At 76.3% G+C, this 16406-nt stretch carries 12 protein-coding genes; all 12 read left to right on the top strand.

Translation table 11 applies throughout. The features are described 5' to 3' along the window. The first annotated feature begins 185 nt into the window (after positions 1-185). The 12 genes from cobN (at position 186) to cobA (ending at position 16403) form a co-directional block, all read left to right on the top strand. The gene (gene cobN, locus O7634_RS26470) at positions 186-3854 is read left to right on the top strand and encodes a cobaltochelatase subunit CobN (RefSeq protein WP_278152833.1); all 3669 of its coding nucleotides are present in this window, start codon (positions 186-188) and stop codon (positions 3852-3854) included. Further along, a complete protein-coding gene (locus tag O7634_RS26465) occupies positions 3851-6067 on the top strand; it encodes a magnesium chelatase subunit D family protein (protein ID WP_278152832.1) in 2217 nt (738 codons plus the stop codon). Before cobN ends, O7634_RS26465 begins: the two co-directional genes overlap by 4 nt. Before the next feature lie 100 nt (positions 6068-6167). Then, positions 6168-6779 carry a cob(I)yrinic acid a,c-diamide adenosyltransferase gene (gene cobO / locus O7634_RS26460; RefSeq protein ID WP_278152831.1) on the top strand — a complete coding sequence of 204 codons (612 nt, stop codon included), beginning with the start codon at positions 6168-6170 and terminating at the stop codon, positions 6777-6779. A gap of 17 nt (positions 6780-6796) precedes the next feature. Continuing rightward, positions 6797-8170: a cobyrinate a,c-diamide synthase gene (locus O7634_RS26455; RefSeq protein WP_278154086.1), complete on the top strand. Its 1374-nt coding sequence runs from the start codon at positions 6797-6799 to the stop codon at positions 8168-8170. After that, positions 8167-8940 (top strand): precorrin-2 C(20)-methyltransferase, encoded by a 774-nt coding sequence (cobI, locus tag O7634_RS26450; protein ID WP_278152830.1) that lies wholly within the window; start codon positions 8167-8169, stop codon positions 8938-8940. The genes O7634_RS26455 and cobI overlap by 4 nt, the downstream gene beginning before the upstream one ends. Further along, on the top strand, positions 8937-9782 hold the full coding sequence (gene cobM / locus O7634_RS26445) for a precorrin-4 C(11)-methyltransferase (protein ID WP_278152829.1): 846 nt from the start codon (positions 8937-8939) through the stop codon (positions 9780-9782). The genes cobI and cobM overlap by 4 nt, the downstream gene beginning before the upstream one ends. Then, entirely contained in the window at positions 9779-10930 is a 1152-nt protein-coding gene (locus O7634_RS26440; RefSeq protein ID WP_278152828.1) for a cobalt-precorrin-5B (C(1))-methyltransferase, read from the top strand. Before cobM ends, O7634_RS26440 begins: the two co-directional genes overlap by 4 nt. After that, positions 10918-12210 carry a precorrin-6y C5,15-methyltransferase (decarboxylating) subunit CbiE gene (gene cbiE / locus O7634_RS26435; protein ID WP_278152827.1) on the top strand — a complete coding sequence of 431 codons (1293 nt, stop codon included), beginning with the start codon at positions 10918-10920 and terminating at the stop codon, positions 12208-12210. Before O7634_RS26440 ends, cbiE begins: the two co-directional genes overlap by 13 nt. Next, positions 12198-13922, top strand: a complete 1725-nt coding sequence (gene cobJ / locus O7634_RS26430) for a precorrin-3B C(17)-methyltransferase (protein WP_278152826.1) — start codon at positions 12198-12200, stop codon at positions 13920-13922. Before cbiE ends, cobJ begins: the two co-directional genes overlap by 13 nt. Further along, complete coding sequence (locus O7634_RS26425; protein ID WP_278152825.1) at positions 13910-14113, top strand: 4Fe-4S binding protein; 204 nt, start codon at positions 13910-13912, stop codon at positions 14111-14113. The genes cobJ and O7634_RS26425 overlap by 13 nt, the downstream gene beginning before the upstream one ends. Next, the gene (locus O7634_RS26420; protein ID WP_278152824.1) at positions 14110-14706 is read left to right on the top strand and encodes a precorrin-8X methylmutase; all 597 of its coding nucleotides are present in this window, start codon (positions 14110-14112) and stop codon (positions 14704-14706) included. Before O7634_RS26425 ends, O7634_RS26420 begins: the two co-directional genes overlap by 4 nt. Continuing rightward, entirely contained in the window at positions 14703-16403 is a 1701-nt protein-coding gene (gene cobA, locus O7634_RS26415; RefSeq protein WP_278152823.1) for a uroporphyrinogen-III C-methyltransferase, read from the top strand. Before O7634_RS26420 ends, cobA begins: the two co-directional genes overlap by 4 nt. Positions 16404-16406: the final 3 nt, after the last annotated feature.

Genomic DNA, 16406 nt, shown 5'->3' with positions numbered 1-16406 from the left:
CGGATGACGCACAGCGTCTCATTCATCGACGAACATCGTCGTCATCAGCGCAGCCGCCGCTCCGGCGGACCCGAGGACGCGCGCGCCCGGCAGCGGTAATCCGCCACCCTCCCGGCTCGTCGCACCCACCCGCATCGTCCCTGTCGCCCGCGTGGCGGCCGGGTCGTCACCCTCCGGAGCCCACCGTGCGCGTCCTGCTACTGTCCACCGCCGACACCGACCTGCTCGCCGCCCGCGCCAGCGGCGCGGACTACCGGCTGGCCAACCCCGCCCGGGTCGCCGCCGAGGAGGTGCCCGCCCTGCTCGACGGGGTCGCCCTCGTCGTCGTACGCCTGCTCGGCGGTCGGCAGGCGTGGCCGGACGGCCTCGACGCGGTGCTCGCCAGCGGCCTGCCGACGGTGGTGCTCGGCGGCGAGGCGCTGCCCGACGCGGAGCTGATGGCCATCTCCACGGTGCCGTCCGGAGTGGTCACGCAGGCGCTGGCGTACCTCGTCGAGGGCGGACCGGACAACCTCCGGCAACTCGCCCGGTTCCTGTCCGACACGGTGCTGCTCACCGGCGAGGGGTTCACCCCGCCCACGCCGACCCCGGCGTACGGCGTGCACGGCGACCACCCGAGCGACCCGGAGCGGCCCACGGTGGGCATCGTCTTCTACCGGGCGCACGCCCTGGCCGGCAACACCGCCTTCGTCGACGTGCTCGCCGACGCGGTACGCGCGGCCGGCGGCAACCCGCTGCCGATCTTCTGCGGATCGCTGCGCGGGCTCACCGCCGGGGCCGGCCCGCTCGGGCTCTTCGCCCGCTGCGACGCGCTGCTGGTCACCGTCCTGGCCGCCGGCGGCGCGGTCGCCGCGGACGCCTCCGGCGGCGGCGACGAGGACGCCTGGGACGTCGGCGCCCTGGCCGCCCTGGACGTGCCTGTCATCCAGGCGCTCTGCCTGACCAGCACCCACGCGCAGTGGGCCGGCAGCGACGCCGGCCTGTCCCCACTGGACGCGGCGATGCAGGTGGCGATCCCCGAGTTCGACGGCCGGATCGTCACCGTGCCGTTCTCGTTCAAGCAGATCGACCCGGACGGTCTCTCGGTGTACGCCGCCGACACCGAGCGGGCCGCCCGGGTCGCCGGGATCGCGGTGCGCCACGCCCGGCTGCGGTACGTGCCCAACGCCGACAAGCGGGTCGCCGTGGTGCTCAGCTCGTACCCCACCAAGCACTCCCGGGTCGGCAACGCGGTCGGGCTGGACACCCCGGTCTCGGCGGTCCGGCTGTTCGCCGCGCTCGCCGAGGCCGGCTACGACCTGGGCGACGCGCCGCCACCGGCGGACGGCGACGCGCTGATCCACGCGCTGATCGCCGCCGGTGGTCACGACGTGGAGTGGCTCACCCCGGAGCAACTGGCCGCCGCCGAGGCCCGGATACCGGGTCCGACGTACCGGCGCTGGTTCGAGCAGGTCCCGGCCGAGCTGCGCGAGCGGATGCGGGAGCACTGGGGTGACCCGCCGGGCGAGCTGTACACCGACGACGGGGACATCGTGCTCGCCGGGCTGCGCTTCGGCAACGTGGCGCTGCTGATCCAACCGCCGCGTGGATTCGGGGAGAACCCGATCGCGATCTACCACGACCCGGACCTGCCGCCCAGTCACCACTACCTGGCCGCGTACCGCTGGCTGGCCGCCCCGGTCGCCGACGGCGGCTTCGGCGCGGACGCCGTGGTGCACCTGGGCAAGCACGGCACCCTGGAGTGGCTGCCCGGCAAGGGGCTCGGCCTGGCCGCCGACTGCGCGCCCGACGCGGTCCTGGCCGACCTGCCGCTGGTCTACCCGTTCATCGTCAACGACCCCGGCGAGGGCACCCAGGCCAAGCGCCGGGCGCACGCCGTGGTGATCGACCACCTGGTGCCACCGATGGCCCGCGCCGAGACCTACGGCGACCTGGCCAAACTGGAGCAACTGCTGGACGAGTACGCGACAGTGCAGGCCCTCGACCCGGCGAAGGTGCCGACCGTGCGGGCGCAGATCTGGGACCTGGTGCGCGCCGCCGAGCTGCACCACGACCTGCACGCCGAGGCGATGCCCGACGCCGACGACTTCGACGACTTCGTGCTGCACCTCGACGGCTACCTCTGCGAGGTCAAGGACGTGCAGATCCGCGACGGGCTGCACATCCTCGCCGACGCGCCCACCGGCGAGCCGCGCGTCAACCTGGTCCTCGCGGTGCTGCGCGCCCCACAGATCTGGGGTGGGACCCGCGCCCTGCCCGGCCTGCGGCAGGCCCTCGCCGCCGCGTACGCCCTCGACGAGCAGGAACTGCTGGCGTCCCCGGGGCAGCGGCTCGCGCTGCCCGCCGCGTTGACCGACGTGGTGGACGGGCCGGCCGGCACCGCCGCCGACGCGATCGACCTGATCGAGGCCGTCGCCCGGCGGCTGGTGGTCGGCATGGAGACCCTCAACTGGGCGGTGGACGCGGTCGACGCCGTGGTGCTCGAGGTGACCGGCCGCCCGATCCCGGACGCCGCAGCGGTGCTGCGCTTCGCCGCCACCGAACTGGTGCCCCGACTGGACCGGACCACCGACGAGCTGCGCCACACCCTCGGCGCGCTGGACGGGCGGTTCGTGCCGCCCGGCCCGTCCGGCTCACCCACCCGTGGCCTGGTCAACGTGCTGCCCACCGGGCGCAACTTCTACTCCGTCGACCCGAAGGCCATCCCCAGCCGCAACGCGTGGGACGTCGGGGTGGCCCTGGCCGACTCGCTGCTGGCCCGGCACCTCGCCGACACCGGGGCGTACCCCCGCTCGGTGGGGTTGACCGTGTGGGGCACCAGCGCGATGCGGACCCAGGGCGACGACATCGCCGAGGTGCTGGCGCTGCTCGGCTGCCGGCCGGTCTGGGACGACCGGTCCCGCCGGGTCACCGGCATCGAGGTGGTGCCCACCGCCGAGCTGGGCCGGCCCCGGGTCGACGTCACGGTACGCATCTCCGGCTTCTTCCGCGACGCGTTCCCGCACGTGGTGGCGCTGCTCGACGACGCCGTCCGGCGGGTCGCCGCGCTCGACGAGCCGGACGAGCGGAACTACCTGCGCGCGCACGTCGCCGCCGACCTCGCCGAGCACGGCGACGAGCGGCGGGCCACCGCCCGGATCTTCGGCTCCAAGCCCGGGGCGTACGGCGCGGGCCTGCTGCCGCTGATCGACGCCCGGACCTGGCGCAGCGATGCCGACCTCGCCGAGGTGTACGCGGTGTGGGGCGGCTACGCCTACGGCCGGGGCCTGGACGGGCGGGAGGCGCGCGCCGACATGGAACGCTCCTTCGCCCGGATCGCGGTGGCGGTGAAGAACCAGGACACCCGCGAGCACGACATCGTCGACTCCGACGACTACTTCCAGTACCACGGTGGAATGGTGGCGATGGTCCGTCACCTCACCGGCACGTCACCGGCGGCGTACGTGGGCGACTCGGCGATGCCGCACGACGTGCGGACCCGCACGCTGGGCGAGGAGACCCGGCGGGTGTTCCGCGCCCGGGTGGTCAACCCCAAGTGGATCGCCGCGATGCGCCGGCACGGTTACAAGGGCGCGTTCGAGCTGGCGGCCACCGTGGACTACCTGTTCGGCTACGACGCCACCGCCGGTGTCGTGGACGACTGGATGTACGAGCACCTGGCCGCCGCGTACCTCTTCGACGACACCACCCGGGAGTTCCTGGAGCAGTCCAACCCGTGGGCGCTGCGCGGCATCACCGAACGGCTGTTGGAGGCCGCCGACCGAGGGCTGTGGGCCAAACCCGAGCCGGCCACCCTGGACCGGTTGCGCGACACGTACCTGGCCAGCGAGGGCGACCTGGAGGACCGGGTGTGAGCGCGAGGAGTGAGCCGGTCTTGCGAGCCCCGCAGTCGCGAACGAAAGAGGGCCCAGTGACGTACCCCTTCAGCGCGGTGCTCGGCATGGCCGACATGCGGTTGGCGCTGCTGCTCAACGCGGTCTCGCCGGCGATCGGCGGGGTGCTGGTCCGGGGCGAGAAGGGCACCGCCAAGTCCACCGCCGTGCGGGCGCTCGCCGCGCTGCTGCCACCGGTGCGCCGGGTGGTCGACTGCCGCTTCGGCTGTGACCCGGCCGAGCCCGACCCGGCCTGCCCGGACGGCCCTCATCCCGCCGGGGCGACCGCCGAGACCCGCCCGGCGCGGCTGGTGGAGCTGCCGGTCGGCGCCGCCGAGGACCGGGTGGTCGGCGCGCTGGACCTGGAGAAGGCGATTGGCGAGGGGGTACGCGCCTTCGAACCGGGCCTGCTCGCCGCCGCGCACCGGGGCGTGCTCTACGTCGACGAGGTCAACCTGCTGCACGACCACCTCGTCGACCTGCTGCTCGACGCCGCGGCGATGGGTCGCAGCCACGTCGAGCGTGAGGGCGTCTCGGTCAGCCACGCGGCCCGGTTCCTGCTGGTCGGCACGATGAACCCGGAGGAGGGGGAGCTGCGCCCGCAGCTGCTCGACCGGTTCGGGTTGACAGTCGAGGTGAACGCCAGCCGGGACCCGGAGATCCGGGTCGAGGTGGTCCGGCGCCGGCTCGCCGCCGACGCCGATCCGGTCGGCTTCGCCGCCCGCTGGGCGGACGCCGACGCGGAGATCGCCGCCCAGGTGGCCGCCGCCCGCGAGCGGCTGCCCGGGGTACGGCTCCCGGACGCCGCGCTGCGGCAGATCGCGGAGGTGTGCGCGGCGTTCGACGTGGACGGGATGCGCGCCGACATCGTCACCGCCCGTACCGCCCTCGCGCACGCGGCCTGGCACGGCCGGGACCGCGTCACCGTCGACGACGTCCGGGTGGCCGCTCGGCTGGCCCTGCCGCACCGTCGCCGTCGTGACCCGTTCGACACCCCCGGGTTGGACGAGAAGCGCCTCGACGAGGCGTTGCGACGCGCCGAGGACGCCCACCCCGACGACCCGGACGACGGCGGCCCGGACGACAGTGGCCCCGACGGCGGTGGTCCGACCGGTGGCGGCCCGACCGGTGGTGGCCCGATCCGTGACGACGGCCCGGTCGGCGGTCCGCGGGGCGGCGATGGTGGTGACAGCCTGGACCAGGGTGAATCCGGGACGGGCGAACACTCGACGACGCCCGACGGCCCGGCCGCAGCCGACAACCGTCCGCAGCGTCCGGTGGACGACCGGGGCGACGGGCGGGACGCGGGCACGGCAGGTGGCCAGGCGGACGGCGCCGACGACCAGGTCCGGGGCGGGGAGTCGCAGCCGGTGGCCGTACCCCGGGGTGGGTTGCGGGCGCGGACGCTGACCGCGCCCGGCCTGGGTGACGGGGTGCCCGGCCGGCGCTCGCGGGCCCGGACCGGGCGGGGCCGCACCACCGGAGCGCGGCTGCCGGCGGGGCGGGTCGACGCGCTGCACCTGCCGGCGACGGTGCGCGCCGCCGCGCCGCACCAGGTGACCCGGGGTCGGCTCGCCGGCCCGCTGTGGCTGCGCCCGGAGGACCTCCGGGAGGCGGTGCGGGAGGGGCGCGAGGGCAACCTGGTGCTGTTCGTGGTGGACGCCAGCGGCTCGATGGGCGCCCGGCAGCGGATGGTCACCGTGAAGGACGCCGTGCTCGCCCTGCTCACCGACGCGTACCAGCGGCGGGACAAGGTCGCGGTGATCGCGTTCCGGGGCGCCGACGCGCGGACGCTGCTGCCGGCCACCTCGTCCGTGCTGGCCGCCTCGACCCGGCTGGCCGAACTGCCCACCGGCGGGCGTACGCCGCTGGCCGAGGGTTTGCTCGCCGCCGTCGACCTGCTGCGGGTGGAGCGGCTGCGCGACCCGAAGCGCCGCCCCCTGGTGCTGATCGTCACCGACGGTAGGGCCACCGCCGGCCCCCGCCCCCTGGATCGGGCGGCGGCAGCGGCACAGGTCCTGGCCGCGACGAGCGCGGCCTGCGTGGTCGTCGACTGCGAGACCGGACCGGTCCGCCTGAACCTGGCAAACCGCCTGGCGACCCAGCTGAACGCCCCGGTACACCCCCTGACCACCCTCACCCACCCGACCCCCCACCCAAACCCCCGCGATCTTGCAGTTTCTGTCCCGGCATAAAGGACGTGAGAGCACAAATGAGCAACAGGAACCGCAAGATCGCGGGAGGCGTGGGCGCGGGAGGCGTAGGTGTGGGTGGGACCGGGGCGGGGGAGGGCTGATGCCGCAGGGACAGCCGAGCCACGTGCCCGCCGACGGGTTGACCACCCGGCAGCGGCGGCACCGGCCACTGCTGATGGTCCACACCGGACAGATGAAGGGCAAGTCGACGGCGGCCTTCGGCCTGGCGCTGCGGGCCTGGACGGCCGGCCTGCCGGTCGGTGTGTTCCAGTTCGTCAAGAGCGCCAAGTGGCGGGTGGGCGAGGAGAACGCCTTCCGGGCGCTCGGCGAGGTGCACGAGCGCACCGGGCAGGGCGCGCCGGTGGCCTGGCACAAGATGGGCGAGGGCTGGTCCTGGATCCAGCGCGGCGGCCAGGCCGACCACGCCGCCGACGCCCTGGAGGGTTGGCGGCAGATCCAGCGCGACCTGGCCGCCGAGCGCTACGGCCTGTACGTGTTGGACGAGTTCACCTACCCGATGAAGTGGGGCTGGGTGGACGTCGACGAGGTGGTCGCCACGCTCGCCGACCGGCCCGGCTTCCAGCACGTCGTGATCACCGGCCGGGACGCCGACCCGCGCCTGGTCGCCGCCGCCGACCTGGTCGCCGAGCTGACCAAGGTCAAGCACCCGATGGACGCCGGCCAGAAGGGCCAGAAGGGCATCGAGTGGTGAGCGCCGCGCCGTGGGCGCTGCCCCGGGCGGCAGCCGAGCCCGCCGCGCCGTGGGCGCTGCCCCGGGTGGTGGTCGCCGCGCCGGCCAGCGGGCACGGCAAGACGACGGTGGCCACCGGGCTGCTCGCCGCGCTGCGTCGCCGGGGCCTGACGGTCAGCCCGCACAAGGTCGGGCCGGACTACATCGATCCCGGCTACCACGCCCTCGCCGCCGGGCGACCCGGGCGCAACCTCGACCCGTTCCTGGTCGGCGCGGACCGGATCGCCGCCCTGCTGCGGCACGGCGCGAGCGTTCCCACGCCCGCCGACATCGCCGTGGTGGAGGGCGTCATGGGCCTGCACGACGGCGCGGTGGGCCGGCGCGACTTCGCCTCCACCGCGCACGTCGCCCGGCTCGTCGGGGCGCCCGTGCTGCTGGTGCTGGACACCACCGCGCAGGGCCGCTCCGCCGCCGCGCTGACGATGGGTATGGCCGCGTTCGACCCGGCGGTGCGTGTCGGCGGGGTGATCCTCAACCGGGTCGGCTCGGCCCGACACGAGACGCTGCTGCGTGACGCCCTCGCCGAGGTGGGCGTGCCGGTGCTCGGGGCGGTCACCCGCGCCGCCGAGGTGGCCGCGCCGTCCCGGCACCTCGGGCTGGTGCCGGTCGCCGAACGGGCGCCCGAGTCCCTGGCCATCGTCACCGCCCTCGCCGAACTGGTCGAGGCCACCGTGGATCTCGACGCCGTGCTCGACCTGGCCCGCACCGCCGGACCGCTGACCACCCCCGCGTGGGACCCGGTCGCGGCCGTCGGCGGGCCGGCCGGCGTCGGGCGACCGCGCGTCGCGCTCACCGGTGGTCCGGCCTTCACCTTCTCGTACGCCGAGACCGCCGAACTGCTCACCGCCGCCGGCGCGGACGTCGTCACCGTCGACCCGCTGCGCGACCCGACGCTGCCCGCCGACGCCCGCGCGCTGGTGATCGGCGGCGGCTTCCCCGAGGCGTACGCGCAGGCGCTCGCCGACAACGCCACGCTGCGCGCCGAGGTGGCCGACTTCGACGGACCGATCGTCGCCGAGTGCGCCGGGCTGCTCTATCTCGGGCGGTCCCTGGACGGCGTGCCGATGTGCGGCCGGCTGGCCTCGACCGCCCGGATGACCGACCGGCTCACCCTCGGCTACCGGGAGGCGGTGGCCGTCACCGGCTCACCGGTGGCCCACGCCGGTGAGGCGGTACGCGGCCACGAGTTCCACCGCACCAGCACCGACCCCGGGCACGGCGACGCGCCGGCGTGGCGCTGGAACGACACCGCGCACGGCTTCGTCGCCGGCCGGGTGCACGCCTCCTACCTGCACACCCACTGGGCCGGGCACCCCGACGCGGCCCGCCGCCTGGTCGAGGCGTGCCGATGACCGCCACGCTCACCGGGATCGGGGTCGGCCCCGGCGACCCGGAACTGCTCACCGTCAAGGCGGTGCGGCTGCTGCGCGAGGCCGACCTGGTCTTCGTACCCGTGATGGCGGACCGGCCCGAACCCCCGGCGACCGCCGGTCCGACGCCGCCGGGCGCGGACGCCGGGCGGGCCGAGGCGACGGTACGCGCGCACGTCCCGGCGGACCGGCTGCGCCGGCTGCCGTTCGCCCTGGACGACAGGGGTGGGGTGACCGCCCGACGCACGGCGGCCTGGGACGACGCGGCCCGGGTGGTCGTCGAGTCGGTCGACGCGGGCGCGCGGTCCCTGGCGTTCGCCACCATCGGCGACCCGAACGTCTACTCCACCTTCGGCTACCTGGCGCAGAGCGTGCGGGCGCTGCGCCCGGCGGTACGGGTGGCGACGGTGCCCGGCGTCACCGCGATGCAGGAGCTGGCGGCGCGCAGCGGCACCCCGCTCTGCGAGGGACGCGAGCCGCTCACCCTGCTGCCCGCCACCGCCGGCCCGGCCCTGTTCGCCGACGCGCTCGCCGGGCCGGGCACCGTCGTCGTCTACAAGGGGTGGCGGCGGCACCCGGAGCTGCTGGCCGAGCTGCGCCGGCAGGGTCGGATCTCCGACGCGGTCCTCGGACGCGCCCTGGGGTTGCCCGGCGAACACATCGGCCCGGTCGACGACACCGGAGCCGACCTGCCGTACCTGTCGACGCTGCTGGTCCCGGCCCGCCGCGAACACCGAGGAGGAAAGCTGTGACCAGCGACGGCAAGGTGTGGTTCGTCGGGGCCGGCCCGGGAGCGGCGGACCTGCTGACCCTGCGGGCCGCCAGGGTGATCGCCGACGCGGACATCGTGATCTGGGCGGCCAGCCTGGTGCACGAAGACGTGCTCGGCCACGCCCGCCCGGACGCGGAGGTCGTCGACTCGTCGCAACTGCCCATCGAGGGGGTGCTCCCGCTCTACCGGCGGGCCGCCGCCCGGGGCCTGACGGTGGCCCGGATCCACTCCGGCGACCCGGCGCTGTGGGGCGCGGTGCAGGAGCAACTGGACCTGTGCCGGGCGCTCGGCCTGGCCGTCGAGATCGTGCCCGGGGTCTCCTCGTTCACCGCCGTCGCGGCGATCGTCGGACGGGAGCTGACGGTGCCCGAGGTGGCCCAGTCGGTGATCCTCACCCGCCTGGAGGGCGGCAAGACCCCGATGCCGCCCGGCGAGCGGGTCCGCGACTTCGCCCGGCACGGCACCACGATGGCGCTGTTCCTCTCCGCCGCCCGCTCCGGGCAGGTGCAGGCCGAGCTGCTGGCCGGGGGCTACCCCGAGGACACCCCGGCCGTGGTGGCGTACCAGGCGACCTGGCCGGACGAGCTGGTGGCGCGCTGCACGGTCGGCACCCTGGAGGCCACCGTCAAGCAGCACAAACTGTGGAAGCACACCCTGTTCCTGGTCGGGCCGGCTCTCGCCGCCGAGGGCACCCGCTCGCACCTCTACCACCCCGGGCACTTCCACACGTTCCGCCGGGCCGAGCCGGCCGCCCGCGCCGAGCTGCGCCGCCAGACCGGCGCCCGCACCGGGGGGACCGCCACACCGGGGCACACACCATGACGTACCCCGAGCCACCGCTGCGCGAGCCGGACCTGCCACGGACCGCGAAGGTCCGGCCCACCGCGCTGCGTACCGGCTGGACCACCGGCGCGTGCGCGACGGCGGCGGCGAAGGCCGCCGTCACCGCGCTGGTCACCGGGGAAACCCAGCCGGAGGTGGAGATCGGACTGCCCGCCGGACGGCGGGTCCGTTTCCCCGTCGAACGCTGCGAGGTGACCGGCACCCCACCGAGCCGCGCCGAGGCGGTGGTGGTCAAGGACGCCGGGGACGACCCGGACGTCACCCACGGCGCCGAGCTGACCGCCACGGTGGACTGGACCGACACCCCCGGGCTGCGGCTGGCCGGCGGCGCCGGCGTCGGCACCGTCACCAAACCCGGCCTCGGGCTCGCCGTCGGCGGGCCGGCGATCAACGACACCCCGCGTCGGATGATCGGCGAGGCGGTGGCCGAGGTGGTCGACCTCGGCGAGGTCGGCGTCCGCGTCGTGATCAGCGTGCCTCGGGGCGAGATCATGGCCCGCAAGACCACCAACCGCCGGCTCGGCATCCTCGGCGGCATCTCGATCCTCGGCACCACAGGGATCGTCCGACCGTTCTCCACCGCCTCCTGGCGGGCCAGCGTGGTGCAGGCCGTGCACGTCATGGCCGCCCAGGGCGAGCGGACGGTGGTGCTGTGCACCGGTGGGCGTACCGAGCGGGCCGCCCGCGCGCTGCTGCCCGAGCTGCCCGAGGTGTGCTTCGTCGAGGTCGGCGACTTCACCGGCGCGGCGGTCACCGCCGCCGTCGAGGACGCGATGACCGGTGTGGTCTTCGTCGGCATGGCCGGCAAGCTGGCGAAACTCGCCGCCGGCATCCTGATGACCCACTACACCCGTTCGAAGGTGGACCTGTCCCTGCTCGGCGCGGTGACCGCCGAGGCCGGCGGTGACCCGGCGCTCGTCGCCGCCGTGACCGAGGCGAACACCGGGCGGCACGCGTACGAGCTGTGGGAGGCCGCCGGGCTGCTCGCCCCGGCCGGCGACCTGCTCTGCCGGCGGGTCCGCCAGGTGTTGCGCCGCTTCGCCGGGCCGACCGTCACCGTGGACGTGGCGATGGTCGACTTCGCCGGCTCCCAGGTGGTCGCCTCGTCCGGCCGGTGGTCCGGGTGACCGGGGCCGAGCTGGTGACGGTGGTCGGCCTGGACGCGGCAGGCGCGCCGCCGCACCCCGCGCTCGCCCCGGTGCTGGCCGCCGCCGGGCTGGTGGTGGGTGCGGCCCGGCACCTGAACGCGGTCGCGGTGCCGGCGGGCGCGGACACCGTCGCGCTCGGGCCGCTCGCCCCCGCCCTGCGCCGGCTGACCGAGGCCGTCGCCGCCGGAGTGCCGGCCGTGGTGCTGGCCAGCGGGGACCCCGGCCTGTTCGGCATCGTCCGGCGGCTGCGCGCGGCCGGGCTGCCGCTGCGGGTGGTGCCGGCGGTGTCCAGTGTGGCCGCCGCGTTCGCCCGCGCCGGTCTGCCCTGGGACGGCGCCGCGGTGGTCACCGCGCACGGGCGCGACCCGCGCCCGGCGGTGAACGCCTGCCGGGCGCTGCCGCTGGTCGCGGTGCTCACCGCGCCCGGGGTGGGCGCCGCCGAGCTGGGGGCCGGCCTGGTCGGCTGGCCCCGCCGCCTCGTGGTCGCCGAGCACCTGGGCACCGAGGCCGAGCGGGTCCGGGAGGTGACAGCCGCGCAGGCCGCCGCCGCGACCTGGGCCGACCCGCACGTCGTGCTCAGCGTCGCGGACGCCGGGCCCACGGAGGCCGGGTCCGCCGGGGCGGTGTCCAACGACGCCGCGCCCGATCGGGTCGCGCCCGGCGGAATGCGCGCGGACAACCAGCCCGCCGCCGCGCCGGCTGGCGGCTGGGCGCTGGCGGAGGACCGGTACGTCCACCGCGACTCCATGATCACCAAGTCGGAGGTGCGCGCCCTCGTCGTCGCCCGGCTGCGCCCCCGGCTGGGCCGGCTGGTCTGGGACGTCGGCGCGGGCAGCGGGTCGGTCGGCATCGAGTGCGCGCTGCTCGGCGCGGCGGTGCTCGCCGTCGACCACGACCCGGCGGCCGGCGCGACCATCCGCGCCAACGCCGCCGCGCACGCGGTCACCGTCCGGCTCGTCGTCGGGCGCGCCCCGGCGGCGCTGGCCGACCTGCCCGAGCCGGACGCGGTCTTCGTCGGCGGGGGTGGGCCCGACGTCCTGGCCGCCGTGCTGGCCCGCCGGCCCGAGCGGGTGGTGCTCACCCTGGCCGCGCTGGACCGGGTCGCGCCGGCCGTGGGGCTGCTGCGCGCCGCCGGCTACACCGTCGAGGGCAGCCAACTCTCCGCCGCGCGCCTCGCCGACCTGCCCGGCGGTTCCATTCGCCTCGCGGCCACCAACCCGGTGGTCGTCCTGACCGGGGAGCGCCAGTGCCCGACCTGACCCCGACCCGCATCGGCCTGGTGGCGGCCACCGCCGCCGGCCGGCGGCACGCCGACACGGTGGCCAGCGCCTGGCCGCACGCCCGCCTGGTCGAGGCGGACACCGCCGCCGACGCGCTGCGCGCCGCCTGGGCGCGCTGCGACGCGGTGATCGCGTTCCTGGCCACCGGCGCTGTGGTACGCGTCCTCGCGCCGCTGCTCGACGACAAGCGCACCGATCCGGCGGTGGTGGTGGTCGACGAGGCGGCCCGGCACGCGGTGGCGCTGCTCGGCGGGCACGCCGGCGGCGGCAACGACCTCGCCGAGCGGGTCGGCGCCCTGCTGGACGCCCGGCCGGTGATCACCACCGCCACCGACGCCGTGGGCCTGCCGGGTCTGGACACCCTCGGCTGGCCGGTGCGGGGCGCGGTCGCCGCGGTCTCCCGCGCCATCCTCGACGGCGAGCCGGTCGAGCTGGTCGCGGACGCCGACTGGCCGCTGCCGGCCCTGCCACCGAACGTCCGACCCGCAACGCCCGCCGGGTCCGGTGGTGGGTACCGGCTGCTGGTCACCGACCGGGTGGTGCCGCTCGACGGGCGGACCGCGGTGCTGCGCCCGCCGTCGCTGGTGGCCGGGGTGGGCGCGAGTCGGGGCGTACCCGCCGAGGAGGTGGCCGGGCTGCTGCACCGGGTGCTCGCCGAGGCCGGCCTCGACCCGGCGAGCCTGCGCTGCCTGGCCAGCGCCGACATCAAGGCCGACGAGGAGGGCATCCGCGACACCGCCGACGCGCTCGGCGTACCCCTGGTGACCTGGCCGGCGACGCGGCTGGCGGCGGTCGACGTGCCGCATCCCAGCGAGGTGGTCCGCGCCGCGGTCGGCACGCCGAGCGTGGCGGAGGCCGCGGCGCTGCTCGGCCCGGACGGCCGGTCGGGCGACGCGACGCTGCTGGTGGGCAAGACCGCGACGGCCATGGCCACGGTGGCCGTGGCCCGGCACGCGCCGCGCGGCCGGCTGGCCGTGGTCGGCCTCGGCCCGGGAGCCCCCGACCTGCGCGCCCCCCGCGCGGTGGCCGAGCTGCGCCGCGCCGCAGTGGTGGTCGGCCTGGACCAGTACCTCGACCAGGTGCGCGACGTGCTGCGCCCCGGCACCCGGGTGCTCGCCAGCGGACTGGGCGCGGAGGAGGCGCGGGCCCGCGCCGCCGTCGCCGAGGCCACCGCCGGCCGGGCGGTCGCGCTGATCGGCTCCGGTGACGCCGGGGTGTACGCGATGGCCAGCCCCGCCCTGGAGTACGCCGACGACCGGATCGACGTGGTGGGCGTGCCCGGGGTGACCGCCGCCCTCGCGGCCGGGGCGCTGCTCGGCGCGCCGCTCGGGCACGACCACGCCTACGTCAGCCTGTCCGACCTGCACACCCCGTGGGAGGTCATCGAGCGGCGGGTGACCGCCGCCGCCGAGGGCGACTTCGTGACGCTGTTCTACAACCCGCGCAGCCGGGTCCGGGACTGGCAGCTCGGCAAGGCGCTCGGCATCCTCGGCGCGTACCGGCCGCCGGACACCCCGGTCGGGGTGGTGCGCAACGCCAGCCGCCCCGGCGAGCGGGTGCACCTGGCGACACTGGCCACCCTCGACCCGGCGGTGGTCGACATGTACAGCGTCGTGGTGGTCGGCAACAGCGACACCCGGTTGGTCGCCGGCCGGATGGTGACACCCCGGGGGTACCGGTGGCGCTCGTGAGGATCGACGCCTGCCAGGGCTGCGGCGCCTGCCTGCGGACCTGCCCCACGCACGCCATCCGGCCGGTCGCCGGGGGCCTGACCGTGCGCGCCGACCGCTGCACCGGCTGCCTGGAGTGCCTGGAGATCTGCCCGGTCGACGCGATCCGCGTGCTCGACCCCGTCGACGTCGACAGTGGAGGAAACCGATGAGCCGGGTGGCGCACCCGATCGAGGTCGAGTCGTACCGCATCCTGCGCGAGCGGGTCGACCTGTCGCACCTGCCGCCGCTGAGCCGGGCGGTGACCGAGCGGGTGGTGCACGCCAGCGCCGACCTCGCGTACGTCGACGAGCTCGTCTGCGACGAGGCCGCCCTGGAGTCGGGGCTGGCCGCGCTGCGCGCCGGCGCGCCGGTGGTCACCGACGTGGCGATGGTGGCCGCCGGCATCACCCGCGCCGGCCTGGAACTGGTCTGCCCGGTCGCCGAGCCGGCCGCGGCCGAGCTGGGCCGCTCGGCCGGCATCACCCGCTCGGCGGCGGCCGTGCGGATCGCCCTGGACCGGGTCGGTCCCGGCGCGGTCTGGGTCGTCGGCTGCGCCCCGACCGCGCTCGTCGAACTGCTCACGCTCGACGCCGCGCCGGCGCTCGTCGTCGGTCTGCCGGTCGGTTTCGTCGGCGCGGCCGAGTCGAAGGCGGCGCTACGGGCCAGCGGCCTGCCCGCCGTGTCCAACGTAGGGGAGAAGGGTGGCTCGGCGGTCGCCGCCGCCGCCCTCAACGCCCTGCTCTACGTCGAGGAGAAGTCATGACCGCGTTGGTCATCGTCGGGCACGGCACGCGCAGCGCGGCCGGGGTCGACCAGTTCGCCGCCCTCGTCGACCGGGTACGCCGCCGCGCGGACGTCGGCGACGTCGAGGGCGGCTTCATCGAGCTGTCCCGTCCGCCGCTGACCGACGCGGTCGGCGCGCTCGTCGGACGCGGACACCGGGCGCTGGTGGCGTTGCCGCTGGTGCTCACCGGCGCCGGGCACGGCAAGGGCGACATCCCCGCCGCGATGGCTCGGGAGCAGCAGCGCCACCCCGGGCTGACCTACCGCTACGGCCGCCCGCTCGGCCCGCACCCGCTGCTGCACACGGCCCTGGAGGAGCGCATCGACGCCGCCCTGGCCGGCGCCGACCGGGCCGGCACGGAGCTGGCGGACGCCGACCGAGCCGGCACGGAGCTGGCGGACGCCGGCCGGGCCGGCACGTGGGTCGCGTTGATCGGGCGGGGGTCCACCGACCCGGACGCCAACGCCGAGGTCGCCAAGGTCGCCCGGCTGCTCTGGGAGGGACGCGGCTACGCCGGCGTCGAGCCGGGGTTCATCTCGCTCGCCGAACCGTCGGTCCCGGCGGTGCTGGAGCGGTTGCGCCGCCTCGGCGCGCGACGCATCGTGGTCGCGCCGTACTTCCTGTTCGCCGGCGTGCTGCCGGACCGCATCGCGGCCCAGTCGGCCGAGTACGCCGCCGCCCACCCCGAGCTGGACGTCCGCGTCGCCGAGGTGATCGGCGACTGCGACGCCCTCGCCGACCTGGTGCGCGAGCGCTACGCCGAGGCGCTGGGCGGGGACATCCGGATGAACTGCGACACCTGCGCGTACCGGGTGCTGATGCCGGGCTTCGCCGACAAGGTCGGCCGCCCGCAACAACCACACGACCACCCCGACGACCCGGTCGGCCACCACCACCATCACCACCACGGGCACGACCATCACCACCACGGGTCCGAGCCCGGTTCGGTGGCGGTGGTCGGTGGCGGGCCGGGGCCCGACGACCTGATCACGGTACGCGCGAGGGCGCTCCTCGACGCCGCGGACGTGGTGGTGGTCGACCGGCTCGCCCCGCAGGGACTGCTCGCCGATCTACGGCCCGACGTGCTGGTGGTCGACGCCGCCAAGGTGCCCCGTGGCCCGTCGATGGCCCAGGAGGCGATCAACGCGGCCCTGGTCTCGCACGCCAAGGCGGGCCGCCGGGTGGTCCGGCTCAAGGGTGGCGACCCGTACGTCTTCGGACGCGGCCACGAGGAGGTGCAGGCGTGCCGGGCGGCCGGTGTGCCGGTCACCGTGGTGCCCGGGGTGAGCAGCGCGATCGCCGCGCCGGCCCTGGCCGGCGTCCCGGTGACCCACCGGGGGGTGGCGCACGACGTCACGGTGGTCTCCGGGCACCTGCCGCCCGGGCACCCCGACTCGCTCGTCGACTGGGCGGCGCTGGCCCGGGCCCGGGGCACCGTCGTCCTGCTGATGGCCGTCGACACCATCGCCAAGATCGCCGCGGCGCTGATCGAGCACGGCCGCGCGCCGGAGACCCCGGTGCTCGCCGTGCAGGACGCCGGGCTGCCCGACCAACGCGCGGTGCCCGCCCGGCTGGACGAGATCGGCGCGCTCGCCGCCCGGGAGGGCATCGGTCCGCCGGCGGTGTTCGTCCTCGGCCCGGTGGTCGCCCTCGCCACCACCGGGCCGGCGGACTGAACC

The organism is Micromonospora sp. WMMD1120 (assembly GCF_029626235.1).
Taxonomy (GTDB): domain Bacteria; phylum Actinomycetota; class Actinomycetes; order Mycobacteriales; family Micromonosporaceae; genus Micromonospora.
Note: the sequence above shows the minus strand (reverse complement) of the source record. Positions and strands in the feature narration are given on the sequence as shown.

Excerpts from the sequence above, each read along its gene's own strand:
- cobO (WP_278152831.1), top strand. The coding sequence starts at position 6,168 with ATGCCGCAGGGACAGCCGAGCCACGTGCCCGCCGACGGGTTGACCACC.
- cobI (WP_278152830.1), top strand. The coding sequence starts at position 8,167 with ATGACCGCCACGCTCACCGGGATCGGGGTCGGCCCCGGCGACCCGGAA.
- cobA (WP_278152823.1), top strand. The coding sequence starts at position 14,703 with ATGACCGCGTTGGTCATCGTCGGGCACGGCACGCGCAGCGCGGCCGGG.
- O7634_RS26440 (WP_278152828.1), top strand. The coding sequence starts at position 9,779 with ATGACGTACCCCGAGCCACCGCTGCGCGAGCCGGACCTGCCACGGACC.
- O7634_RS26420 (WP_278152824.1), top strand. The coding sequence starts at position 14,110 with ATGAGCCGGGTGGCGCACCCGATCGAGGTCGAGTCGTACCGCATCCTG.